The sequence below is a fragment of the Chryseobacterium rhizosphaerae genome (assembly GCF_003385455.1).
Classification (GTDB): domain Bacteria; phylum Bacteroidota; class Bacteroidia; order Flavobacteriales; family Weeksellaceae; genus Chryseobacterium; species Chryseobacterium rhizosphaerae.
On sequence record NZ_QNUF01000005.1, the window covers coordinates 85038 to 109004 of the forward strand.

Annotated in this window: 23 protein-coding genes; 14 read left to right on the forward strand and 9 right to left on the reverse strand. The window is 36.3% G+C overall.

The window, feature by feature from the left end; translation table 11 throughout:
- The first annotated feature begins 72 nt into the window (after positions 1–72).
- The 8 genes from DRF57_RS05920 to DRF57_RS05955 all read left to right on the forward strand — a co-directional run bounded on the left by DRF57_RS05920 (position 73) and on the right by DRF57_RS05955 (position 6409).
- Positions 73–576, forward strand: coding sequence for a GbsR/MarR family transcriptional regulator (locus DRF57_RS05920; protein ID WP_115917399.1), 504 nt, complete (start codon positions 73–75; stop codon positions 574–576).
- A 148-nt stretch (positions 577–724) separates the two neighbouring features.
- Positions 725–1090, forward strand: a complete 366-nt coding sequence (locus tag DRF57_RS05925) for a hypothetical protein (protein ID WP_115917400.1) — start codon at positions 725–727, stop codon at positions 1088–1090.
- A 5-nt stretch (positions 1091–1095) separates the two neighbouring features.
- Positions 1096–1908, forward strand: coding sequence for a DCC1-like thiol-disulfide oxidoreductase family protein (locus tag DRF57_RS05930; RefSeq protein WP_123863291.1), 813 nt, complete (start codon positions 1096–1098; stop codon positions 1906–1908).
- A 10-nt stretch (positions 1909–1918) separates the two neighbouring features.
- Positions 1919–2701: a fatty acid desaturase gene (locus DRF57_RS05935; RefSeq protein ID WP_084087302.1), complete on the forward strand. Its 783-nt coding sequence runs from the start codon at positions 1919–1921 to the stop codon at positions 2699–2701.
- A 2-nt stretch (positions 2702–2703) separates the two neighbouring features.
- The gene (locus tag DRF57_RS05940; RefSeq protein ID WP_115917404.1) at positions 2704–3168 is read left to right on the forward strand and encodes an SRPBCC family protein; all 465 of its coding nucleotides are present in this window, start codon (positions 2704–2706) and stop codon (positions 3166–3168) included.
- A 66-nt stretch (positions 3169–3234) separates the two neighbouring features.
- Positions 3235–3939, forward strand: coding sequence for a YqjF family protein (locus DRF57_RS05945; RefSeq protein WP_115917406.1), 705 nt, complete (start codon positions 3235–3237; stop codon positions 3937–3939).
- Between the two features lie 79 nt (positions 3940–4018).
- Positions 4019–4918, forward strand: coding sequence for a TIGR01777 family oxidoreductase (locus DRF57_RS05950; protein WP_115917408.1), 900 nt, complete (start codon positions 4019–4021; stop codon positions 4916–4918).
- Positions 4919–4966: 48 nt separating this feature from the next.
- Positions 4967–6409 carry an alpha-L-fucosidase gene (locus DRF57_RS05955; RefSeq protein WP_115917409.1) on the forward strand — a complete coding sequence of 481 codons (1443 nt, stop codon included), beginning with the start codon at positions 4967–4969 and terminating at the stop codon, positions 6407–6409.
- 60 nt (positions 6410–6469) lie between these two features.
- Here the strand turns inward: DRF57_RS05955 and DRF57_RS05960 are convergent, their stop codons facing one another.
- Positions 6470–7351, reverse strand: coding sequence for a hypothetical protein (locus DRF57_RS05960; RefSeq protein WP_123863292.1), 882 nt, complete (start codon positions 7349–7351; stop codon positions 6470–6472).
- A gap of 486 nt (positions 7352–7837) precedes the next feature.
- Between DRF57_RS05960 and DRF57_RS05965 the strand changes: the two genes are divergently transcribed.
- From DRF57_RS05965 to DRF57_RS05980, 4 genes are all read left to right on the forward strand, one after another.
- Positions 7838–8101: a hypothetical protein gene (locus tag DRF57_RS05965; RefSeq protein WP_047486520.1), complete on the forward strand. Its 264-nt coding sequence runs from the start codon at positions 7838–7840 to the stop codon at positions 8099–8101.
- A 227-nt stretch (positions 8102–8328) separates the two neighbouring features.
- The gene (gene lpdA, locus DRF57_RS05970) at positions 8329–9717 is read left to right on the forward strand and encodes a dihydrolipoyl dehydrogenase (RefSeq protein WP_047486518.1); all 1389 of its coding nucleotides are present in this window, start codon (positions 8329–8331) and stop codon (positions 9715–9717) included.
- Positions 9718–9817: 100 nt separating this feature from the next.
- Positions 9818–11761, forward strand: coding sequence for a S9 family peptidase (locus tag DRF57_RS05975; RefSeq protein ID WP_115917413.1), 1944 nt, complete (start codon positions 9818–9820; stop codon positions 11759–11761).
- Between the two features lie 209 nt (positions 11762–11970).
- Positions 11971–12771 carry a patatin-like phospholipase family protein gene (locus DRF57_RS05980; RefSeq protein WP_084087317.1) on the forward strand — a complete coding sequence of 267 codons (801 nt, stop codon included), beginning with the start codon at positions 11971–11973 and terminating at the stop codon, positions 12769–12771.
- A 91-nt stretch (positions 12772–12862) separates the two neighbouring features.
- Here DRF57_RS05980 and DRF57_RS05985 read toward each other — a convergent pair whose 3' ends face one another.
- The 5 genes from DRF57_RS05985 to DRF57_RS06005 all read right to left on the reverse strand — a co-directional run bounded on the left by DRF57_RS05985 (position 12863) and on the right by DRF57_RS06005 (position 17550).
- Entirely contained in the window at positions 12863–13303 is a 441-nt protein-coding gene (locus DRF57_RS05985) for a hypothetical protein (RefSeq protein ID WP_115917415.1), read from the reverse strand.
- Between the two features lie 777 nt (positions 13304–14080).
- Positions 14081–14785 (reverse strand): ABC transporter ATP-binding protein, encoded by a 705-nt coding sequence (locus DRF57_RS05990; protein WP_047486512.1) that lies wholly within the window; start codon positions 14783–14785, stop codon positions 14081–14083.
- An 80-nt stretch (positions 14786–14865) separates the two neighbouring features.
- On the reverse strand, positions 14866–15417 hold the full coding sequence (locus DRF57_RS05995; RefSeq protein ID WP_115917417.1) for a hypothetical protein: 552 nt from the start codon (positions 15415–15417) through the stop codon (positions 14866–14868).
- 386 nt (positions 15418–15803) lie between these two features.
- Positions 15804–16499, reverse strand: coding sequence for a LytR/AlgR family response regulator transcription factor (locus DRF57_RS06000; protein ID WP_115917419.1), 696 nt, complete (start codon positions 16497–16499; stop codon positions 15804–15806).
- On the reverse strand, positions 16492–17550 hold the full coding sequence (locus DRF57_RS06005) for a sensor histidine kinase (RefSeq protein ID WP_084087325.1): 1059 nt from the start codon (positions 17548–17550) through the stop codon (positions 16492–16494). Before DRF57_RS06005 ends, DRF57_RS06000 begins: the two co-directional genes overlap by 8 nt.
- A 183-nt stretch (positions 17551–17733) precedes the next feature.
- Here DRF57_RS06005 and DRF57_RS06010 point away from each other — a divergent pair, with 183 nt between their 5' ends.
- A complete protein-coding gene (locus DRF57_RS06010; protein WP_115917421.1) occupies positions 17734–18852 on the forward strand; it encodes an acyltransferase family protein in 1119 nt (372 codons plus the stop codon).
- Positions 18853–18969: 117 nt separating this feature from the next.
- Here the strand turns inward: DRF57_RS06010 and DRF57_RS06015 are convergent, their stop codons facing one another.
- Positions 18970–19785 carry a helix-turn-helix domain-containing protein gene (locus DRF57_RS06015; protein ID WP_115917423.1) on the reverse strand — a complete coding sequence of 272 codons (816 nt, stop codon included), beginning with the start codon at positions 19783–19785 and terminating at the stop codon, positions 18970–18972.
- A 57-nt stretch (positions 19786–19842) separates the two neighbouring features.
- Positions 19843–20838 carry an SDR family NAD(P)-dependent oxidoreductase gene (locus DRF57_RS06020; protein ID WP_115917425.1) on the reverse strand — a complete coding sequence of 332 codons (996 nt, stop codon included), beginning with the start codon at positions 20836–20838 and terminating at the stop codon, positions 19843–19845.
- 197 nt (positions 20839–21035) lie between these two features.
- Here DRF57_RS06020 and DRF57_RS06025 point away from each other — a divergent pair, with 197 nt between their 5' ends.
- Positions 21036–22364, forward strand: a complete 1329-nt coding sequence (locus DRF57_RS06025) for a pepsin/retropepsin-like aspartic protease family protein (RefSeq protein WP_115917427.1) — start codon at positions 21036–21038, stop codon at positions 22362–22364.
- A 135-nt stretch (positions 22365–22499) separates the two neighbouring features.
- On the opposite strand, the gene DRF57_RS06030 is transcribed toward DRF57_RS06025, so the two are convergent.
- Positions 22500–23963 (reverse strand): RagB/SusD family nutrient uptake outer membrane protein, encoded by a 1464-nt coding sequence (locus tag DRF57_RS06030; RefSeq protein ID WP_115917429.1) that lies wholly within the window; start codon positions 23961–23963, stop codon positions 22500–22502.
- Positions 23964–23967: the final 4 nt, after the last annotated feature.

A 23967-nucleotide genomic window follows, 5' to 3' on the forward strand; every position in this document is an offset into this window, starting at 1 on the left:
TAATTTTCAAAAATTATTGAAAATTCAAAAAATATAATTAGATTTGTAATAGAAATTGAAAAGCTAAACACAATGCAACTTTCAGAAGCAAAAGAAAAATATATTCAAACCTGGGGAACCTTTGCTACCAATTGGGGAATTAACCGTACCATGGCACAGGTACATGCCTTACTGTTGGCAAGTGATAAACCTTTGTCTACAGATGAGGTAATGGAGCAGCTGGAAATTTCAAGAGGAAATGCCAATATGAATCTGCGGGCTTTAATGGATTGGGGTATTGTAAGAAAGGAATTTATTAAGGGAGACCGGAAAGAATATTTCGTAGCAGAAAAGGATGTGTGGTACCTGTTCAAACAAATTACCAAGGAGCGTAGAAAAAGAGAAATTGAACCTGTCATTTCTTTCCTTGAGGAACTGAAGAATATTGAAGATAAGGATTCGGAAGGGGCAAAAGAATTCATCAAGTTAATGGAAGATTTCAGCTCTGTCACCGGAAAGATCAACAATATTATGGATCTGGCGATAAAAAGCGATGATCACTGGCTGGTAGGAAAAATTACTAATTTATTGAAATAGAAAGAGGATGAAAATCCTTTTTTATTTCAAATTAACTTTCAAAAATTACTGAAAGTTTTAAATAAATAATAATTATGAAAAACTTTATCATTCATTTATTTCTGATTTTGTATTTCAGAAAAAGAGGAACCCATTAAAAATAATTATCATGAAAGAATTTACAAAAAATGATTACTACATCCAAGTATTCTTTATTATAGCGGGAATTGTTATTTCAATTGCAGGAATGAATTATTGGGGATTTATGGCATTTTATTTCGTAGTTGGCATTTCACAACTGATAAGCTTCCTGATCAGGTTGTTTATAAAATCAAAAAAAACGATGGCTTATATCATTTATGGAATAGCAATACTACCGGTTTGGATTTCCTTATTGATGATCGTTCTACTTAGTCATGATAATAGTTCTACCAATTTCTTTGGCTATATTTTAATTGGTGCACTGTTATACAGCCCGGTAATGGCAGGACTTTATGTGTACGACTGCTACAAAACATATCAATTTTACAAATAATGACCATGAAGACCTTAAAAAATCATACGTTAATCTACGACAATGAATGTCCGATGTGTAATCTATATTCCCGGGGCTTCACAAAATCAGGGATGCTTGATGAAAACGGCAGAGAAGCTTTTACAGAAATCTCATTAAGAAATAAAGACCTGATAGATATCCATCGGGCAAAAAATGAAATTGCATTGGTAGACCATAACAGCAATGAAGTGATCTATGGATTAGACAGTCTACTTCTGATTATTGGAAATTCTTTCCCACGGTTGGAAAAGATAGCAAGACTACAACCTCTTTATTGGTTTTTCAAAAAACTCTATTCTTTTGTCTCTTACAATAGAAAACAGATTATTCCATCAGCAGAAAATGGTGCGGAAGATGCCTGTGTTCCTGACTTTAACTTAAAATACAGACTATTGTATATAGCGTTTGTTGCGGTTTTCTCTGCTTGGATTTTAAGTGTGTTTTCCGGAAAGCTGGGGGTAAACTTGGACCGTAATTTCTTAAGAGAGTTTGCTGTTTGCCTGGGGCAGATCTTCTGGCAGGCTGTTTTTCTAAGAATCTATTTAAAAGATAAAATCTGGGATTACCTGGGAAATATGATGACAGTTTCTTTAATCGGAACCCTACTCCTGATACCGACTTTGTGGACAGATTTTGATTCTGTTTTTTACATGATTTATTTCGGAATTGTAGTTTTTATCATGTTTCTGGAGCATTTGAGAAGGTGTAAAATACTAAAGCTCAATTATATTCCTACTATTTCCTGGATTCTATTCAGAACACTAGCATTGGGTATCATTATTCTGACAACTCTTTAAAATAAAAACAATGAACCACCTGGAACTTATCAGACAAGTAGAATGGAAAGATCTTAAAAAACTTTCTGTTAAAGAAATGTTGATTGAAAATAATATCAGCCTGCCATGGCTTTTTATTTCATTGATTTTAGCGTATCATGGGTATTATGGGATCGCATTGCCGTTTTCAGGATTTTATTTTCTGACAGCACTGAGGCAGGTACATAACGGTTTTCACAACTCATTGGGAACCGGAAAGTTGCTGACATGGCTGTCTCTGTACCTGAACAGTATTTTAATGATGGCTTCTATTCATGCGGTAAAGTTCAATCATATCAGACATCATAAATTTTGTCTGTCTGAAGAAGATTATGAAGGAAAATCTGCTTCTATGAAATGGTATGAAGCTATTTTATATGGACCCCAACATATGTTTTTGATTCACTGGATTACTTTAAAGAAAGCAAATACAGTGTATGTGAAAAATATGATGGTAGAGCTGCTTTCAATAGCTGTTTTTATATCTGTCGTATTTTATTTTCAAATCCACTTTCTGATGTACCACCTACTGATCATGCTTTTTGGTGAACTTTTGATGGCCTTTTTTGCGGTGTGGACAGTTCATCACGACACTCATGAAAATCCAAATGTAGCAAGAACTCAGCGGGGATTTTGGAAAAACAAACTGACCTTCAGTATGTTTTATCATATGGAACATCATCTTTTTCCCGCTGTTCCCACCATTAAACTCCCGGAATTGGCAGAAAGAATAGATAAAACCTTACCGGAATTACATAAAAAACAAACTTTTTGAAAATGTCTGACATATATTTAGAAACACTAATCGATGCTGATATACACCATGTTTTTGATCTGGCAAGAGATATTGATCTGCACCAAAAATCAACTTCAAGATCCAATGAAAAAGCAATTGCAGGACGGACATCCGGCCTGATTGAAAAAAATGAAACCGTGACCTGGAGAGCAAAACATCTGGGGGTCTATCAAACCCTTACCACTAAGATCATCAGTATGGAAAAACCACATCAATTCACCGATATTATGCTGAAAGGCGCTTTTAAATCTATGCGGCATCAGCATATGTTCAGAGACGTAGAAGGAAAAACCCTGATGACAGATCGTTTTGAATTTGAATCTCCATTCGGAATCATAGGAAAACTGTTGAATAGAATCTATCTCACTCACTACCTCAAAACCTTTCTTCTGGAAAGAAATGAGTTAATAAAAACCATCGCTGAAGAATCCGAAATGAGGGACTGAACAACCATTTAATCTGGGATAGGATACAATTTTATTAAAGATATAACAATCAAAAAATACACGATTATGAATTTTTTAAAAGCCGAATGGCGGAAATTAGCCATCATTAATTACGAATTCGATCCTGAAGTATTGCTGACCTATTTACCTCAGGGGACTGAGCTGGATTTTTATAAAGGGAAGTGCTATGTAAGCTTGGTGGGTTTTATGTTTTTAAATACAAAATTATTAGGCTTTCCTATTCCTTTTCACAGAAATTTCGAAGAAGTAAATCTTCGGTTTTATGTAAAGAAGTATGAAAACGGAATTTGGAAAAGAGGAGTGGTTTTTGTCAAAGAAATAGTCCCTAAACCGGCTTTGAGTTTTGTAGCCAATTCTATTTATCAAGAAAATTATCATACAATGCCTATGAAAAATAAGATCTGTGAGAGTGGCAATGAGCTGCTGATCAAATATTCCTGGAAAGACAAAAACTGGCATTCCATTCAGATTACAGCGGACAATACAGCGCAACCCATGGAGACTGATTCTGAATTTGAATTTATCACAGAACATTATTATGGTTTTACCAAAAAAGATCATACAACTTCAGAATATGAAGTCTGCCATCCAAAATGGGAGTTTTATCAGGTGAAAGATCATGAACTGGAAATTGATTTCGGAACAGTCTACGGTCAGGATTTTGAATGCCTGAACCTTCAGATACCTATTTCTGTAATGCTTGCGGAAGGTTCTGATATTAAAGTGAAAACGAAGAAATATATAGGGTGAAAGAAACTTATTGGAGAAGACATCATATAAACATTGTAAAATCCAATACCTTATACCTCAAATTTTTAAACCTCAGAAAATGAAAATTATCATAGCCGGTGGAACCGGATTTCTCGGCGACAACCTGGAAAAGTATTTTACTGAAAAAGGCGATCAGGTACTCATCTTAACCCGAAAGCCCAAACGTAAAAATGAATTGTACTGGAATGCAAAAACTGTAGGGGAATGGAGAAATAGCCTTGAAAAAGCAGATGTTCTGATCAACCTTACAGGAAAATCTGTTGATTGCCGCTATACAGAGAAAAATAAGCGGGAGATTTACTCTTCCAGAATAGACTCTACTCAAGTATTGCAGGAAGCCGTAAACAATTGCCTGGATAAGCCGGAAATCTGGCTGAACGCAAGCTCTGCAACCATCTATGTACATTCAGAAAAACATTTGAATACTGAGGAAAGTGGAGTGATAGGCGATGATTTCTCAATGAATATCTGTAAGAGTTGGGAAGAAGAGTTCTTTACCGTTAAAAATGAAGAGACCAGAAAAGTAGCACTCCGTACCTCTATTGTTATGGGAAATAACGGAGGGGCTTTTCCAAAATTAAAACTGATTACAAAGTTGGGCTTGGGAGGCAAACAGGGACGAGGTCAGCAAATGGTAAGCTGGATTCATATTGATGACTTCTGTAAAGCTGTGGAATGGATTATAAATAATGAAAATATTCAGGGAGCAGTCAATGTAACCGCTCCAAATCCTGTATCCAATGAAGAGATGATGAGAAAATTAAGAAAACAGCTGAATATTCCTTTTGGACTTAATGCACCGGTTTGGCAATTGGAAATAGCCTCTATCCTGCTGAAAACAGAGACCGAGCTGTTGCTCAAAAGCCGGAACGTTTATCCTGAAAAACTGAGTAAAACAGGATTCGAATTTTCTTATCTCCGGATAGATGAAACTATAGATCATCTTTTGAAAACCTGATATTGTATTTCATGGAAAGATAATTAAATTAGCCAAAACGATTTCCATATGCCAGCCAGACAAAAAACAAAAGTTATTGTTCTTTCTTCATTTTTGATTACTGCAAAGCTTTTATCTCAAGCCCATAATGTTTCTGAAGGGTATCAAAAGCCTGTAGATCCTGTTGTTGCAAAAAATGTAGAAGAATGGCAGGATCTGAAATTCGGTTTGTTTATGCATTGGGGAACTTACAGTCAATGGGGAATTGTTGAAAGCTGGAGCTTATGTCCTGAAGATGAGTCCTGGACTCAGAGAAAGCCCGAACATGGGAAATCGTATTATGAGTATGTGAAAAACTACGAAAACCTTCAGACCAGTTTCAATCCTGTAAGGTTTAATCCTCAAAAATGGGCGGATGCCACAAAAAAAGCAGGAATGAAATATGTGGTTTTTACTACAAAACACCACGATGGCTTTGCCATGTTTGATACAAAACAGTCCGATTATAAAATAACATCAGCAAAAACCCCGTTTTCTAAGAATCCGAAAGCAGACATTACAAAAGAAATTTTTAGTACATTCAGAAAAGAAGGTTTTAAAATCGGAGCTTATTTTTCGAAACCTGACTGGCATTCAGACGACTATTGGTGGTCTTACTTTCCACCGAAAGACAGAAATGTAAATTATGACCCGAAGAAATACCCTGAAAAATGGAAAAGCTTTAAGGACTTTACTTTTAATCAGCTGAATGAGATTACTTCCGGATACGGAAAAATTGATATTCTTTGGCTGGATGGAGGTTGGGTCCGCCCTTTCAATACAATAGATCCAAAAGTAGAGTGGCAGAGGACTATCAAAGTGGAACAGGATATTGACATGGACAAAATAGGTGCAATGGCCCGTAAAAATCAACCGGGGATTATTATGGTAGACCGTACCGTTCCCGGAAAATGGGAGAATTATATAACCCCCGAGCAGGCTGTTCCGGAACAGCCTCTTTCTGTTCCTTGGGAAAGCTGTATCACTATGGGCGATTCTTTCTCCTATGTTCCCAATGACAATTATAAATCAACTCAAAAAATCATTGAGACCCTGGTGAAAATTATTTCCCGGGGAGGAAATTACCTGATGAATATTGCACCGGGGCCCGATGGTGATTATGATGCCGTGGTTTACGAAAGGTTAAAAGAAATTTCCGGATGGATGGAGAAAAACCAATCGGCGGTATTTGCAACAAGAAGCGTAGCCCCTTATCATGAAGGTGAATTTTATTATACCCGGAGCAAAGATGGCAATACTTTAAATATTTTCCATCTGGATACCCAGTCAGAATACCGGGCTCCGTCAGAGCTTACCTTTGCTATTCCAGAACAATTCACTCCAACATCACTGAAAATTCTCGGTATTTCTTCTCAAGTTCAATGGAAGAAAAACGGAAATACAATTAAAGTACAGCTTCCGCAAGACCGGACAGCATTAAAATATGCTGCTGTCATTCAGGTAAGGCAGTAAATACAAAATAAAAAAGAGCAGAATGGATCTGCTCTTATAAAATATAATATTTTAAAATCTTTAGTATTTTCTGGCCAACAGAAGGTTCAGTAAGAAGGTACCAGTCCAGTTACTGTTGTTGGTACCGTTAGCTCCAATGAAATCTATACGGGCAACAGATACGGTAAGTCTGGTTTTTCCACTTGTTCCGTTATTAGCAAGACTTACAAATGATGCTGTAAATACATCAGGAAAACTTGAATTATTTCCTGCTGTAAGAATAGGGTACATATTGGTTACGTTGAAAGGGGCTCCCTGATATTCATAAACAATAGTCATTCTACTTGTATTGGAATACGAAGCTGTATGGGCATTGGTTACTGATGATTTACTGATAATCCACCATAGATCTGTTCCTGATCCGGTATCATAAGAAGTATTGGCATGGTTTGTCCAGTCTGCAACTCCCGGTGATCCGTTTCCATGAGGAGGAATAGACAATTGAGAACCGTAAATCTCCACGTTACTTGGCTTAGGAAGAACGGTAAAAGAGAGATCCCAAGTTCCACCAGTAGTATTCGCATTGTTCACTACTTCCGCATAAGCTCCTACCGGCACTACAAAAGAAGGAACAGGAACACTGTCTATTCTCAAAGTATTACCTCCGGAAGGTTGAATGGTAAGGTTAGAGGTAGAAATATTTTTAATTTTATAAATCCTACCAGTATAGCTGCTTGTTCCACTTCCAATAACCGGAAGCGTAAAAGTGGTATTACCTGTCCCGTTATAGGTAATATAATGATCAGTAGCGGTAATAGCATATGTGTTCGTTGTTACTTCCTTGTAGCCCGCTCTCAGAGATCCGTTTACTGCTAAAGTACTGTTGGGAGTTGAGGTGTTAATACCAACCTGTGCATTCAGCGTAAGTGCCCCGAATAAGAAAATCGAAATGTATTTTTTCATATTCATTTTTTTTAATTGTTTGTACAAAAATATAAAAAATTCATACGTAATTTGCTTTATGTTAAACATTTTATATATTCTTAACATAAATCTCCAATGCGTGATATTTAATATTTATTAGACTTATTTTTAAACAAGCTTATAGGTAATTCACTCATTTTCTGAAAGATAATAGCTATAATGCTATCGAAAATAACCTTCACAAATGATCCACTCACTTTCTCTATTCATCAGTAATCAAGATGGCTTTTTTTGTCTTTTGCAGACTATTTTAGATTTTTTTTTCAAGTAAAAATAGTAGATGTTTTATATTTTTATGGTGCCGGAATGAAAATTAATGGAAAATAAATTATAAATATATTTTATTGTATAATCTTAAATGCAATTTTTTGAATATGGTATAGTATGTGCATTCTTATGATGAATATGAATAATTTTAATTCAATATAATTAATTGATTAATATTATTTTAAAAATATAAACATCATGAATAAGTTATTTATTTCCACGTTGTTGGTACTAGGTTTATCAATGAATGTTTGTGCCCAAAAACGTCCACCTCTTCCTCCACATCCGTCAAAAACTGAGCTGGTAGATGCTAAAATGCGTGAACTCGATAAAAGATACAATACTGAAAAGAAATTGATTTTGAATCATCCGCTTGCGACCAAACAGATGAAAAGAGATCAATTAAAAGCTTTAAATAAAAGATATCAAAGTGAGAAACGATTGCTTAGAAGTCTTAAATAATATGGATTTCTTGCACTTATTAAAATAAGATAAGTCAAATTTCACATATTTGATTTTGTGAAATTTGTAATTCTCTATATGATTTATTGAAAAAGGGCGCTATTGTGTGCTCTTTTTTTTGTTTAAAATTAAATAGAATAAGCTTGATAATGCATTTTCAGATCAATTTCCAGAAACATGAAACATCCAATATTTTTCCTTAAATTCGCATAAAAATTTTTAAAGTAATGAATTACGATATTATTGTCATTGGAAGTGGTCCTGGTGGATATGTTACTGCGATCAGAGCAGCACAGTTGGGTTTCAAAACCGCAATTATCGAGAAAGAAAACTTAGGAGGGATTTGCCTTAACTGGGGATGTATTCCTACTAAAGCTTTATTGAAATCTGCTCAGGTTTTTCATTATATTAACCATGCTGAAGATTACGGATTGAATAAAGTGGAAGCTAGCTTTGAGTTCCCGAATGTTATTCAGAGAAGCCGTGGGGTAGCCAGCAAAATGAGCAAAGGAATCGAATTCTTAATGAAAAAGAACAAGATTGACGTAATTCTTGGTACAGCAACTGTTCAGAAAGGTAAAAAAGTTTCTGTTACAGATAAAGATGGTAAAGTAACTGAATATTCAGGAAGCCATATTATCATTGCTACAGGAGCTCGTTCAAGAGAATTACCAAACTTGCCACAAGACGGTAAAAAAGTAATCGGATACAGACAGGCATTATCTCTTCCTGAGCAGCCAAAATCTATGATTGTTGTAGGTTCTGGAGCAATTGGAGTAGAATTTGCCGATTTCTATAATACAATGGGAACAAAAGTAACTGTTGTAGAATTTATGCCAAATATCGTTCCTGTAGAAGACGAGGAAATCTCTAAGCACTTAGAGAAATCTCTGAAGAAGACAGGAATTGAAATCATGACCAACGCTTCTGTAGAAAGTGTGGATACAAGTGGAGAAGGAGTAAAAGCTACTGTAAAAACAGCTAACGGAACTATTACCTTGGAAGCTGATATCTTATTATCTGCTGTAGGTATTGCTGCGAACATCGAAAACATCGGTTTAGAAGAAGTAGGAATCCAAACGGATAAAGGAAGAGTTTTAGTAAATGAATGGTACGAAACTTCAGTACCGGGTTACTATGCGATTGGAGATATCATCCCAACTCAGGCATTAGCTCACGTAGCTTCAGCAGAAGGAATCACTTGTGTTGAGAAAATCAAAGGATTACACGTTGAAAAAATCGACTATGGTAATATTCCTGGATGTACTTACTGTCACCCTGAAGTAGCTTCTGTAGGTCTTACAGAAAAGCAGGCTAAGGAAAAAGGATACGAAATCAAAGTAGGTAAATTCCCTCTTTCTGCAAGTGGTAAAGCTACTGCAAACGGAAATACAGATGGTTTCATCAAAGTTATTTTTGACGCTAAATACGGAGAATGGTTAGGATGTCATATGATTGGTGAAGGAGTAACTGATATGGTTGCTGAAGCTGTGGTAGCAAGAAAACTTGAAACTACAGGTCATGAGATCATCAAGTCTATTCACCCTCACCCAACTGTTTCTGAGGCGATCATGGAAGCAGCAGCAGCAGCTTACGGTGAAGTGATTCACATTTAAGACATAGAAAAAGAGCAAAACTCTTTATTAATGATATAAAACCACAGATTTTGTCTGTGGTTTTTCTATTAAAAATACCTAATTTCGGTAAAAAATTAACATGAGGAATAAATCTATCATAGCCGCTTTTGCTTTAGCAGGAACACTCTTCTCTGCACAGGAAAAAAATGAATTTGTAGCTCCCAATGAAAACCTTGTTGCACAAAATATTCTGCCAATTCCCAAAAGTTTAGGCCAGAGTCTTAAAAAATATTCTGAAAGCAGAAATGCCTCTCTGGCAGATATACATCCGAACGGAAATGAAATTATTGCCGTTACCCGTTTTGCATCTACCAATCAGCTGTATAGAATTGCTATGCCTATGGGGGCCAGAAGACAGATCACCTTCTTTGATGAACCTGTTAATATTGCTTCTTATGAGCCCACAAAAGGGGAATACCTGGTCTATTCAAAAGATACGGGAGGAAACGAATTCGGGCAGCTTTATACATTAAACCTCAAAACATTGGAATCTAAACTGCTTACCGATGGAGGAAGAACCCAAAATGGTGGTATTACCTGGAAAAAAGACGGTTCAGGATTTTATTTTACCTCCACCAAAAGAAATGGGGGTGACCGTGATATTTATTATATGAATCCCTTAAAACCTGAAGAAACCAAGCCTGTTCTGGAACTTAAAGGTGGTGGATGGGGAATCAGTGATATTTCTGATGATCATAAGAAGCTGCTGATCACAGAATATGTCTCTGCCAATGATTCTTATCTGTATATCTACGATACGGAAACAAAAAAATTAGAACCCGTTACGGACAGAAAGGAAAAAGGAATTGTTCAGCTTAATGCTTCTTTCGGTAAAAATCCTGATGAAATCTACTATATTACAGACAGGGATAATGAGTTCAGCAGACTGGCTGTATTCAATCTAAAAACAAAAAAGATCAGCTATCTGACGACTTCTATTCCATGGAACGTAGAAAATTATGATCTTTCTAAAGATAAATCCAGACTTTCTTTCATTACCAATGAGAGTGGGATCAATAAACTGTATCTAATGAATACAGATAACCGGAAATATACACCTGTAAGCGATATTCCTGTTGGACTTATCGGTGGCGGAAAATTTTCAGGAGATGGAAAATCCCTGTATTTCTCACAGTCGGCAGCTAATTCAGGATCAGATATCTATAAAATGGATATAGCTTCTCAAAATATTGAAAAATGGACAGAAAGTGAGCAGGGAGAAATGCAGTCTGCAGATATGGCTGTTCCAAAACTGATAGAATGGAAAAGTTTTGACGGTATGAAAATTACAGGATTCTACTATCCTGCGCCAGCAAAGTTTACCGGGAAAAGACCGGTTCTGATTTCAATTCACGGAGGTCCGGAAGGACAGTCTATGGCTACATCACTTGGGCAGGCCAATTATTTCCCCAATGAAATGGGCATCGCAATGATTGCACCTAATGTAAGAGGATCTTCAGGCTTCGGAAAGACTTATATTGCAGCAGATAACGGATATTTGAGAATGAACTCTGTGAAAGATATCGGGGCTTTATTAGATTGGATTACAACACAACCTGAATTGGATAAGGACAGGATTATGATTACAGGAGGAAGTTACGGAGGGTTTATGACGTTGGCTACAGCATATGAATATGCAGACAGAATCAGATGTTCCATGGATGTAGTAGGGATTTCTGACTTCAATACATTCCTTAAAAATACTGAAGAATACCGAAGAGATCTGAGAAGAGTAGAATACGGTGATGAAAGAATCCCTAAAATGGCAGAATTCTTCACCAAAATTGCTCCTTTAAATAATATTGATAAGATTAAAAAGCCTATGTTTATTGTTCAGGGAACCAATGATCCAAGAGTTCCTGTATCAGAAGCTATTCAGATGAGAGATAAGCTGAAAGCTCAGGGAAAAACCGTATGGTATCTGGAGGCAAAAAATGAAGGCCATGGCTTTAGAAAAAAAGAAAACATCGATTTTCAACGCCTTGCTATGATCAGATTTATGCAGGAATATCTGTTGAAATAAGACATTATTTTATCTGAAATAAAAACACTCCCGTAAATTTTATGGGAGTGTTTTTATTTACAATGAAAAGGGGATAAAATAAAACGATACAAATAAATTAAATGAACCTATAAACCGGAAATACCTGTTATTTGTTAAAATAATTTTAAAATCAACATATTTATAAAAATTAATCTGATTTTCTCAGCCTGATTTCTTACATTTATTCTATGAATTTTGAGAGAGTAGGACTTGTTTTATCAGGAGGTGGTACGAAAGGGATCGCCCATGCAGGAGTATTAAAATTCTTGAAGGAAAAAAACATAGAAGTAGATATCCTTTCATGCTGTAGTGCAGGATCTATCGTAGGATGTCTGCATGCTGTTGGCAAAACACCTGAAGAAATTCTCGAGTTCTTCAATTCAATTTATTTTTTCAACTGGAAACATTTTACCTTCAACCAGCCAGGATTGGTTTCTTCGGTCATTTTCAGGAATTATCTTAAACCTATTTTTCACGATATGAAATTAAAGGATTTGGATATTGAAGTGAAAATTGTAGCCACAGAGCTGGTTTCCGGAACGCAGAAAATTTTTGATGAAAATTTTGAAATAGTAGATGCTATTATTGCCTCTTGTTCGATTCCCGGAATCACAACACCTTACATCATTGATGAAGAAATGTATTGTGACGGAGGAGTGCTCAATAATTTTCCGGCAGACATTATCAGAGACGAATGCGACAAGCTTATCGGAGTTTTTGTATCACCGCCTCATGATACCAATATTAATGATTTAAAATCAATTAAAGCCATTGTTTCACGTTCTTATGACCTTCTTTCCTATAGGATCGAAAAAGTGAAGTTTGAGTATTGTGACTGGTTTATTACTTCACAGAAGCTGTCAACATACGGAATGTTTGAGCGTAGAAAAGACAGGCTGGAGGAAATTTTTGATATTGGGTATAAATCCGCTGCAGAAAGTTTTGAAGCCAGCCAGTATCAGACGGAGCTCAAAAAATTAGGAACATAAAAATAAATCCTGCATTCATCATGCAGGATTTTATCTGATACAACGTAAAGGAAATATGCTTTATGGATTGAAATCCACGTTGCATCTATTCTTAGTTTTTAACTACCTGCCCGTCCTCACGTACAATTTCACGACCATTTTCGTCATTTACAGTAAGGGTGTAGGGTGCTTTTTTAGGTGAATCGGTAAGATAGTTTCTCCAAACCTGATAACTGTACCCCTGATTATTAAAGTCAATATAATAGTTTCCTCCTGTACCGTCAGGAACCAGTTCACCATCACTGATGATCATACTTGGTTTTGCCGTGATTTTAGCATTTGCATTCCATGACTGATACAAATACTTGCCGTTGGGCTGTTTGTCAATTCTTATCTTAAATTTTTTTGTTTTAATAATGACCGTTTTGGGTACTTTTTGAAAAGTAGCATAAGAGACTACTCGGTGGTCTTTAGATTCATTCGGAACTTCTTTTGCATATACAAAAGAAAACTGAGCCAGGCAGAAAGTCCCTAATAAGAAGCTTTTAATCATATTTTTAAAGGTTATTGGTTACTAATCAGAGTTTCATCAAATATAAAGCCATTTTTAAAGAGATAAGGTATCGGATAGAATGGAGTTGTCTTTATGCTCTTCAAAAATCCGAAAAGATGAGCTAAGTATAGCAAAGAGAATTAGAAAGCTTAGATTCTTACAAGATAAGAGATAGAGAATAGAGTCTACCGATGCCATTGTCATTCCGTAGGAATCTAAACACATATACACAATGAAATCAGAGACTTTTATCAAAATTTTGATTACATCGGATCTTCGGTTTGTGGTCAAAAATCAAATTAACATCATTAACCACCCCGTCAAAAATTCTTCGAATTTTCGCCACCCCTCCGGAGGAGGGGAATATAGAAGCTTCCATTGTCATATTCACTATGAAAATCGTAGATTTTGAAAAGCTTAGGTGTACTTTTCAGCAGTGTGATAGTCACTTTATAAATCTTAAGTGTATAAAGCTTTTGTGATTGATATGTTCTCTCTCGGATTGAGCAGATCAAGCAGATTTTTATTTCTTATTATGCTAACATTCTATACTTAGATTCCTACGGAATGACAAAATGAGTGGACAGACAAAATCTGTTATTTATAATTCTGAAGGAATCTAGATTTGTATACACAAGAAAATCAAAGCTTTTCATTAAGCTTAGGTGTACTTTTCAGCAGTGTCATAGGCACTTTAAATCTTAAGTGCCTAAATCTTTTGTGACTTTTGTGGTTGATATTTCTTTCGCAGATTTATCTTATTTAAAGCTGTAAATTTTAGTTGGATAGAGCGGTATAGCTTGCAAAAGCCTCTTCCAGGCTGTCAAATCTACCCTTAAATTCATCAATAGAGCAGTCCTGAAGGATATTCCCTTGATGAATCAGAATAACACGGGAACAAAGAGCTTCCACTTCCTGCATGATATGCGTAGATAGTAAAACCGTTTTTTGCTGTCCGATTTCCTTTACCACATTTCTGATCTCAATAATCTGGTTGGGGTCAAGCCCATTGGTTGGCTCATCCAAAATTAACAAATCAGGCTGATGAATAATAGCCTGGGCCAGCCCTACACGTTGCTTATATCCTTTAGATAGCTGACCTATTTTTTTTGATTTTTCCGGAGTGATCCCTACAAGCTGAATCACTTCATCAACTCTGGCCTCGGAAATTTTATGAATGTTTGCAACAAACTGAAGATATTCCTTGATATACATTTCCAGGTAAAGCGGATTGTTTTCAGGAAGAAATCCTATTTTTTTCTTGCTTTCAATAGCATGTTCAGAAATATTTTGACCATTAAAAATAATTTCACCTTCATCAATTTTCAATGCACCAACGATAGATTTCATCAAAGTAGATTTTCCGGCACCGTTAGGACCAAGAAGACCGATGATCTCATTTTTATCAATAGAAATGTTGATATTGTTAAGGGCAGTTTGTTCCCCAAACTTTTTAGTCAAATTGATTATCTGAAGCGGCATAATAATGAATGTCTTTCTGCAAAAATAAAATAAAAAAACTCATTCGATGGAATGAGTTTCACAATATTTTTAAATAATATTTATTTTTTTGATTTCTTCCCATTACCAGTGGATCCCGGGGTTGCTGTAGAGGCTGTATTGACACCTGATTTTGAATTTACAGCAGATCTTTCATATAATGCATATTTACCATTCGTTTTACCGAAAATTTTCTCAACCTGTTTTTGGGTTAAAAACTGAGATTTTCCGACATACTTTCGGTTTTTGTTGATGATCTGAATAAACTGGACCGTCGGCTGACCGTAGTTTTTTTCATAGTGAAGCTCAATAATATCATTAGGAAGTTCCAGAATGATGTTTTCATCAGGAACAGCCGTTATAAAGCCTTCCATGATAAGTTTATAAAGTCCTGATACATCTCCATTCAGGTTTTGGAATGAGAAGGATCGGATGGTATTCAGGTTGCTGGTGTTCAAGTCCTGGTAATTGATTGTAAACTTATCTTCCTTTTTATATAAACCTACGGAATTATCTTTACCAATTTCCACTAAACTCTCATTTTTCAACACTTTAATTTGTGAGAAAACTGAAATGCTGAACATGCATGTAATAAGTAGAATTATTTTTCTCATGAATTGAATTTTAATGTTTTACAAATTGGTGTACATAAACTTACTAATAAAAAAGTTAAATAACAATTTTTATTTGTTAAACAAAAGTAACACTTTTTTTTGATATTCATAAGGAATTGCCTGTGGGAGCTATGGATTGGTGTTTGTTTGTAATGAATTGTAAATCATTTGTTTATTGCTTTTTTATGAATGTACTCCTGTTTGAATCTCTGAAAAAAGCAGATCAGAAATTATAGGGTGTAATGTATTGAAAAACAGGTTGGAAATGAGTTTGCAGCGTGTTGAATTAAAAATTATTTAAAATAAGTGTTGAATTTTATGATGATAAAAAAAGAAATGATGGTGCAAATAGCATTTTTGACGAAAGCGATAATTCACCAATAAGCTTATAATAATCTGTTTTTTGACACTGCGGATATGAAAGCGTCAAATTCCTGGCGATAGCTTCTTCCAACAGGAATATGATGATTGCCAAGAAGCACTTCGGTGGTGTTGAAAGCACTAACGAAATCAATATTGATCAAAAATGATCTGTGAATTCTTATGAAACCTTTGGAGGAGAGGGTTGCTTGTAGATCTGTTATTTTATTCTTTGAAATAAAACTTTCCTTTGTGGCCAAAACAACCTTGATATCATTTCCCTGGCTCTCAAAATAAATGATTTCCGAAAGAAAAATTTTGTGCTGCATTCCTTCTGTCCTGAATATGATAAAATCTTCCTGAGGAGCCGCTGTATTTCTTAGAATACGTTCTACCGATTTAAAAAAGCGTTCAAAAGTAATGGGTTTAAGAAGATAATCTACCGCTTCCAGCTCAAAACCTTCAATGGCAAAATCACGGTAGGCTGTGGTGAAAATAGTGGCTGGCTTCTGAGACAGTGATCTTAAAAAATCAATTCCGTTTAAGTGGGGCATCTGAATATCCAGAAACATCAGCTCTACAGATTGACTCTGAATCATTTTATAGGCTTCCATTGCATTGTCAGCTTTCCCGATCAGTTTCAAATGATCGATTCTGAAAATGTGATTTTCCAGTAACTTTGCTGCCAAAGGCTCATCATCTACGATAATACAGTTAATCATATTGTGAAGGAGTGATTATTTCAACTTTAAAAATATTGTTTTCCCGGGAAATTCTGAAAGTAAAATTTTCATCATAATGATGCCGGAGCTGTTTTTTGATATTTTGAAGGCCAATTCCTTTCTCATTATCAGTCTGATCCTCATGGTAAGTATTTTCAATTGTAAAGACTGAATGTTGGGGGTTGGTTTCCATTTCTATTTTTATTTCTGTCTGCTGGATATTTTTTCCTGCGCCATGTTTAAAAGCATTTTCTACTAAACTGAGATATAAAAGCGGAGGGATGGTATTGGAAGAATTTAGTAGGACCTGCTTGCTTATCTGTAACCTGTCCGTATGGTAGCGGAGACTTTCCAGAGCGATATAATCTTCAATAATATCCAGTTCATCAGAAACGGATACCCATTTTTTCTGTCCTTTGTATAAAATATAATCTAAAATATCCGAAAGCTGGCTAATGGACTGGGAAGTCTTTTCAGAATGGCTGAGGGAAAGCGAATAGATATTGTTCAGTGTATTAAACAGAAAGTGAGGGTTTAGCTGGGATTTGAGGGCTTTCAATTCCAGTTCGGCTTTCTCTTTCTGCAGGTTGGCTGCTTTTTCTTTTTCATCTTTGTAGCGGATAAAAAACATCATTGAAATAAAAATGAAGGCCCCGCTGATGATCGGAAAAGTATAATGAATTAAAAGGTATTTCAGGTCTGTGAAAATACTGAAAATACTGTCTTTTGTTTCATTGATAAAAAAGGGCTCGGCAATATAAACAATAAAGAACCTGTTGATGACTGATAGGAGATAAAGGCTGATGATAAGAAATACTGAACATTCAAGGTATTTTTTCTTATCAAAAAAATGCCTGATGAGGATAAAATAAATAAAATTAGCGGCAATAATCTGGAAAATCCAATGACAGAAATTATAAATAATTATGTCTGAAGATAATCCATCGTATTCTCCGTAATTTCTTGCGGTTCCAAACAGAAATAAAGCTGTCCAAAAAAACAGCTGGAAATATAGGGTACGTCTGATATGAACCTCTGACTCATTTTTCATCTTCAAAAATATAAAATCTAAAGTAGAGCTGACGAAAAATGTTGCTGACGACGATCAATTGGAGATGAACAACCTTATTTGATATTCAGAAGACTTATTGTACTGTTGACATCAGTTGAGCTGTTTTCCAAATGTCACGGTAAAAAGTATTCCGGAATCTGACAACATTTGCAAAAAAATGAAATGAAAGAACAGTCGGAAAGGTTGTATGGGTTGGATCACCTGAGATCCGTGGCCATTGTATTGGTTTTAATGTATCATTATAGGGCATTCACGCACCCGGCATGGATTGACAATATTGGCCGATTCGGCTGGACGGGTGTTGATCTTTTTTTTGTTTTAAGTGGTTTTTTAATAGCAAGCCAGCTGTTTAAAGAAATAGAAAATAAGCAGACCATCAGTCTGAAAATATTTTATATTAAACGTTTTTTCAGGATTATTCCACCTTATGGGGTTACCCTGTTGCTGTATTTTATTTTTCCTTTTTTCAGAGAGAGGGAAGCACTGCCGCCTCTATGGAAGTTTATTTCCTTTACCCAGAATTTTGGATTGAATGTTATTGATCAGGGTACATTTTCCCACGCATGGTCATTGTGTATTGAAGAGCAATTTTACCTTCTCCTTCCTTTGTCTCTTTTGATGGTAAAGCGGATCAAGCTGTTTCAATATCTGGCTGTTTTAATTATTCTCCTGATCCCTTTTTCTTTGGTACTCAGATTCTTTATGTGGAATCAGTTTTTAGTTTCTGTTGATAGTAATTCTATGGAATTCTGGCGTTTGTGGTATATGAAAATCTATTATCCTACGTATACCCGGTTAGATGGTCTGGGAATAGGTGTGTTTATTGGCTATTTAATGCAGTATTCATCAGTATTTAAGAGATTTGTTCATCATCATGGAAATACGTTTTTTTTCCTGGGATTGGTACTGTTGGGTGTTTCATTCTGGGTTTGTAATGAGCAGGGTTCAAAAGAAGCTTCTGTCTTTGGATTTACTTTGGTGGCTGTTAGTTACGGAATACTGGTAATGTCTGCTGTATCTGAATCTTCATTTCTTTCCCGGTACAGATGCTATACTACCACGCAGCTGGCTGCTTTATCTTATGCCATATATCTTTCACATAAAGGAATTATCCACATGGTACAAAGCGGCCTGGATAATTTGGGAATTCAAACTTCAGACAATATAAGCCTTATGATCTGTTTTTTTGCCTGCATTGGAGGAGGATTGCTATACAGATTCCTCATTGAAAAACCATTTTCGAGACTTAAATACAAACTGTTGAATGCCAATTATCATTAACAATAAAAATCCCCAAATAGAAATACTTTTTGGGGATTTAACTTCTATAATGCCAGGAAAACAGCAGAAATTAAGACTTCAAATAAAAACAGTCCTATTCATCTGAAGAGATACGTTTTATGGTAAGCCTGGTTTAAGCTGTGTTGGCGATATTCCATATTTCTTTTTAAAAGCAAAAGAAAAGTGGGAGAGGTCCTCAAATCCTACTTCAAGGAAAACGTCTTTGGGTTTTCTGTTCTTTTCTGACAGCTGGTAATAGGCCAGTTCAAGCCTTTTGGCAATCAGCCATTTCTGGGGAGTATTGTTAAAATGCCTTTTAAAATCCCGGTTAAAAGTAGACAGGCTGCGACCCGTGAGGTATCCAAGTTTTTCCAAAGGCATATTGAACATGAAGTTCCGTTCCATAAAATGGATAAGATCTATTTTTCCCGGGGCATCGAAATGGGCAAGAACTTTATCTACATCAGGATTTACCGATCTGAGGATGGCTATTGCTTCGGTTATTTTAAGGGAAGCAATATGTTCAGGAAAGGTTTCCTCCATTTCAAAATAAGGAAGCAGAGAGTTTAAATAACTTTTCAGTAGCGGATGGTTATTAAAACTGTAAATACATTGCTCCGGCCGTATGGGTTTAGGTAGATCAATTTTTTCATAATAATGCTTCAGGCGTTCTACCGAGAGATGGAGGACGACTGTTTTATGAGGTAGCCCGTCCTTAGGATAGTTGACAACTGTAGCTAACTGATTTCGGGGAATTAAAAAAGTATCGCCGGCATGGAAGTAATACGTTTTGTCTGCCTGTATGATTTTGGTTTCACCTGAAATAAACCAGACCAGCATATGATCATCAAACATAAGATCTGACTTGAATAGTTTATCCTCATAGCAGGATAATTTGATCTCCTTTGTCAGGTATTTTGAAATATGATCCATGGCTCATGATATTTTTAGACTAATAAATATAATACATTTTGCAGTGTCTTTTTTGCCTTATTCAACCGGAAAACGGATGCCTGTTATTTTCTCACTCCAATCCCATAAACGGATGGCACTGGATTGATCCAAAGAATAGGGTTTTACCCCTTTTGTTATTGCATTTTCAAGTGCTAATGGGGCAATATCCGTATCTTCACAGTAGACTCCTCCGATAGCATTAAGTTGTGGGCTGGTAGCACACCATACTGTTGTGGCAGCACCCTGAGGAATTGTTTTTAAGGTAGAGAGTATTTCCTCAGGAATATTCCCGTGAGCGTCTGCCAATCCCATTTTTTGGAAAAGTTCCAGGGGAGCTTCTCTTCCCAGTTCTGTACCGGCAATTGATCCCGGATGTAGAGAATATACTCTTACTCCTGCTGATCTTGCCCGGTTATCCAATTCAAGAGAAAAAAGATTCACTGCTGTTTTAGATTGCCCATATCCCTGAAGAGTTTCATATTCACGGGTAAGGAAATTAGGATCTTCAAAGTTGAAAGGAGCAAACTGATGTCCTTGTGATGATACATTAACCACTCTGGCTCCCTGGGCATTTTTAAGAGCCGGCCATAGCCTTGCTGTTAACTGAAACTGAGCGAGGTAATTTGTAGCCAGCTGAGACTCAATACCCCGTTCATCTTTACGTAAAGGTACCCACATAATACCTGCATTATTGATCAGCAGGTGAAGAGACCTTCCGGATGCGATAAATTTTTGGGCAAAATCATCAATAGACGAGGGATTCATGAGATTCATAGGCTCGATTTCTACGTTTTCAATTCCCTTCAGGTTTTCTACGGCCTTTTGTATATTCCGTGCAGGGATAATAACTGTTGCTCCCGCTGCAGCCAAAATTTTAGTCGTTTCCAGGCCGATACCTGTATTTCCTCCGGTAACAATGGCGATCTTTCCCGTAAGATCAATCCCTTTGATCACTTCCTCTGCTGTCGACTGTGCATTAAACCCTGAAATAATAGGCTTTTGCATTGTACCCTGATAATTACTGTTTTGCATTGTTTTGGTATTTAAATGTTATACAGCAAAGGTATTCCGGATTTATTCTTTTCATTTTGTTGTAAGCGTCAATTTACTTTGTTGTAACTGTCGTGGTATTAGTTTTCTGTATTTTGTCTGAATATCATTTTAGAGGAATTTTTACGTTATAACATGAGCAGAATTAATAAATTAGCAAGTCAGATAAAACTCAATACATGATCACTATTACAATGAAGAATACATTAAGCAGGCTGTTAAAAACAGAATCATTCAGAAAAATAAAAACAATACATACAGCAATGTTGTTTGCTTTGTTATGTATTTCTTTTACAGGGTTCGGGCAGACACCTGCTTCTGCATTTGATATGATATACGGTCAAATGAAGCAAAAGAATTTTTTTGAAGCCCGTACATCTTTTGCTGCGCATAAGAAAAAACTGCCTGTGGAATATCAGTATTTTACAGAAGCGGTACTTGATAATGCATTTAACAAACCTCAAGAATCTAACCTGAAAATTGCAAAGCTGGAAATGTTGAAGCCTTCATTTCCGGATTCCCTGATGCTTAAAATAGGGCGTATAAAAGAAGATAACTGTATGAAACAGTATGATTATGCCGGAGCTAAAAAAGCGGTACAGGGGACTCTTCAACAATATGACAGGCTACTTACACAAGATGAAAAGGATGACCTTAAGAATAATCTGAAAATCTGGACCGCGCTGGAAAATGAGCCCCGTCAGAAAATTGTCATGAACGGTTCAACTCGTTTGAAAATGGAAAAAGATGCGGCAGGGTTGAAAAACCTGAAAGTGGATATAGGAGAAGGTACCATGAACTTTATTTTTGATACGGGTGCCAATATTTCTACAATTTCAACTTCAGCGGCCCAGCGTTTACATATGAAGATCATTCCGGCTGCTATTGATGTAGATGCCATTACCGGTATTTCTGTTAAAGCTGATCTTGCAGTCTGCAAAAAACTGGTTCTTGGAAATATTACCGTTGAAAATGCTGTATTTCTGGTGTTTGCAGATAGCGCACTCAGTTTTCCTCAAATCAAATACCAGATCAATGGTATCCTCGGTTTTCCTGTGATCGAAGCATTAAAAGAAGTTCAGCTGACTAAGGACGATTACTTTATAGTGCCAGACACAGAAACGAAAATAAATACAGTCTCCAATCTGGCTATTGACGGATTATCTCCCCTTATTTTTATCGATGGGAAACATTTTTCATTCGATACGGGAGCAGACCATACCATTTTGTATGCCCCTTTTTATCAGGAGAATAAAAAAAATATTGACAGGCAGTATCAGATGACTAAGATCAGCATGGGGGGAGCCGGTGGGAAAATTGAATATGACGGATTTAAGATCAATCATACTTTTCATATCCTGGATAAGAAAATTCCTCTTGAGAATGTAAGTGTGCTAACAACCAAAATTAATAAAGAAACGGTTTACGGAAATATTGGGCAGGACGTGATCCGTCAGTTTAATACAATGACCATGAATTTTGATCAGATGTTTATCAGGTTTGACTGATCAGAGGTAGGAAATTAAGAACATTTATCATTATAATAGAATAGCACCATTTAATGAAAATGGTGCTATTCGGTTTAATGAACAGGAAAAACCTGTTCTAGATACAAAATATGATTGATATGAATGTGACTTTATTTACGGATTCTGGGTAATCTGTGGGTTGTTATTGATTTCTTTATTAGGGATCTGAAACCTGAATTTGTCCGGTGATAGATTAAACCTTCCGAAAGTATGGTTCGTTCCCGGGTATATCCTTTCCAATGGGGTATTTAATCTTTTCATATCAAACCAGGCGTAGCCTTCTCCCCAAAGCTCTATTCTTTTTTGAAGGATAATTTCACTGATCAGTTCATTTCCTGTTTTTGAAGAAAGGGTGTATGCCTTATCTCTTTTGGATGAAATCTCAAATAATACCTGTCTGGCCTCGGCTTCTCTTCCCTGTCTGGCAAGGGCTTCAGCTTCTATATAGTAAAGCGAGGAAGCTCTGATATAGATATAATCGCCCTCAAAAAGACTAGGATCTTTAAACTTCCAGCTTACATAGGCAGGATAGTTTTTGGTTTTTCCATTAAAAGTATATGAAGCACTTTGGCTGCCATTGAAAACTTTTTTCCGGTAATCCGTTTCCGGAATAGCATCATAAAGACGTTTGTCTATCAGTTTACGGATCTGCGCAGCTCCGGCATAGCCTTCATTGGTATTATCAAACATAGAGAAGAAAGAAGCATAATAATTCCCGATACTCATAGTGGATATGGTATTGTGGAACCCCCATATTGCTTCGGGATTGCTGACAGTAGAGAATCCGGTAGTGGTATAGTCGTTTTCTGTCATCAGGGCAATACCCTGTTTACTTTCTTCTGCATATTGGGCAGATTTAGCATAATTTCCTGTTTCCAAAAATACTTCAGCAGCAATAGCCTTAGCTGTCCTCTGATCAATCTGAGCTTTAGAAGGGCGGGCAAAAGTATCCAGAAGGACAATAGACTCTTCAATATCTTTAACAATTTGCCCATATACTTCTGAAACGGTTGATCTTGGAAGTCCCTGGCTTGGGTTACTGCTTGTCAGGACTAAAGGAACGCCGGGTTCCGACTGATGTTCTTTGTAGCTGTTAGCATAAAAACGTACCAAATAAAGATAGGAATAGGCTCTTAATGCAAGCAGTTGCCCTTTAATAGCTCTGTTTTTGGTACCCGTATCATTTTTCAGATCATCAAGAAGCTTATTGATTACAAATATTCTTGCATAAAAAGTGGTCCATACAATTTCTGAGGCAGAATTGCTGGCATTGGTTGCCTCATAATTATAAAACATTCCCAAATGCTGATTGGTAGACTGTATAACATCATTGGACATCAGGTCTGCACCTGCTTTTATTCCCATAATCCCAAAATCGGAATGAGAGGTCGTTCCTCCGGCTCCATTGCTTCGGAGATCAAGATAGATTCCGCCCAATATTTTTTCAGGGCTTGATGAGTCATTATTTAATTGCTCTCCGGATATATCGCCTTCCGGCAGCGTATTGAGGTCACTGGAGCAGCTATGCGCTATCAATCCGATGCTTATAGCAGTTATAAAGTATTTTATTGTTTTCATAAGT

What these genes read in the sequence shown, in the direction of transcription:
- DRF57_RS05920 (WP_115917399.1), top strand. Translation starts at nt 73, where the DNA reads ATGCAACTTTCAGAAGCAAAAGAAAAATATATTCAAACCTGGGGAACC.
- DRF57_RS05925 (WP_115917400.1), top strand. Translation starts at nt 725, where the DNA reads ATGAAAGAATTTACAAAAAATGATTACTACATCCAAGTATTCTTTATT.
- DRF57_RS05930 (WP_123863291.1), top strand. Translation starts at nt 1,096, where the DNA reads ATGAAGACCTTAAAAAATCATACGTTAATCTACGACAATGAATGTCCG.
- DRF57_RS05935 (WP_084087302.1), top strand. Translation starts at nt 1,919, where the DNA reads ATGAACCACCTGGAACTTATCAGACAAGTAGAATGGAAAGATCTTAAA.
- DRF57_RS05940 (WP_115917404.1), top strand. Translation starts at nt 2,704, where the DNA reads ATGTCTGACATATATTTAGAAACACTAATCGATGCTGATATACACCAT.
- DRF57_RS05945 (WP_115917406.1), top strand. Translation starts at nt 3,235, where the DNA reads ATGAATTTTTTAAAAGCCGAATGGCGGAAATTAGCCATCATTAATTAC.
- DRF57_RS05950 (WP_115917408.1), top strand. Translation starts at nt 4,019, where the DNA reads ATGAAAATTATCATAGCCGGTGGAACCGGATTTCTCGGCGACAACCTG.
- DRF57_RS05955 (WP_115917409.1), top strand. Translation starts at nt 4,967, where the DNA reads ATGCCAGCCAGACAAAAAACAAAAGTTATTGTTCTTTCTTCATTTTTG.
- DRF57_RS05960 (WP_123863292.1), bottom strand. Translation starts at nt 7,351, where the DNA reads ATGAAAAAATACATTTCGATTTTCTTATTCGGGGCACTTACGCTGAAT.
- DRF57_RS05965 (WP_047486520.1), top strand. Translation starts at nt 7,838, where the DNA reads ATGAATAAGTTATTTATTTCCACGTTGTTGGTACTAGGTTTATCAATG.
- lpdA (WP_047486518.1), top strand. Translation starts at nt 8,329, where the DNA reads ATGAATTACGATATTATTGTCATTGGAAGTGGTCCTGGTGGATATGTT.
- DRF57_RS05975 (WP_115917413.1), top strand. Translation starts at nt 9,818, where the DNA reads ATGAGGAATAAATCTATCATAGCCGCTTTTGCTTTAGCAGGAACACTC.
- DRF57_RS05980 (WP_084087317.1), top strand. Translation starts at nt 11,971, where the DNA reads ATGAATTTTGAGAGAGTAGGACTTGTTTTATCAGGAGGTGGTACGAAA.
- DRF57_RS05985 (WP_115917415.1), bottom strand. Translation starts at nt 13,303, where the DNA reads ATGATTAAAAGCTTCTTATTAGGGACTTTCTGCCTGGCTCAGTTTTCT.
- DRF57_RS05990 (WP_047486512.1), bottom strand. Translation starts at nt 14,785, where the DNA reads ATGCCGCTTCAGATAATCAATTTGACTAAAAAGTTTGGGGAACAAACT.
- DRF57_RS05995 (WP_115917417.1), bottom strand. Translation starts at nt 15,417, where the DNA reads ATGAGAAAAATAATTCTACTTATTACATGCATGTTCAGCATTTCAGTT.
- DRF57_RS06000 (WP_115917419.1), bottom strand. Translation starts at nt 16,499, where the DNA reads ATGATTAACTGTATTATCGTAGATGATGAGCCTTTGGCAGCAAAGTTA.
- DRF57_RS06005 (WP_084087325.1), bottom strand. Translation starts at nt 17,550, where the DNA reads ATGAAAAATGAGTCAGAGGTTCATATCAGACGTACCCTATATTTCCAG.
- DRF57_RS06010 (WP_115917421.1), top strand. Translation starts at nt 17,734, where the DNA reads ATGAAAGAACAGTCGGAAAGGTTGTATGGGTTGGATCACCTGAGATCC.
- DRF57_RS06015 (WP_115917423.1), bottom strand. Translation starts at nt 19,785, where the DNA reads ATGGATCATATTTCAAAATACCTGACAAAGGAGATCAAATTATCCTGC.
- DRF57_RS06020 (WP_115917425.1), bottom strand. Translation starts at nt 20,838, where the DNA reads ATGCAAAACAGTAATTATCAGGGTACAATGCAAAAGCCTATTATTTCA.
- DRF57_RS06025 (WP_115917427.1), top strand. Translation starts at nt 21,036, where the DNA reads ATGATCACTATTACAATGAAGAATACATTAAGCAGGCTGTTAAAAACA.
- DRF57_RS06030 (WP_115917429.1), bottom strand. Translation starts at nt 23,963, where the DNA reads ATGAAAACAATAAAATACTTTATAACTGCTATAAGCATCGGATTGATA.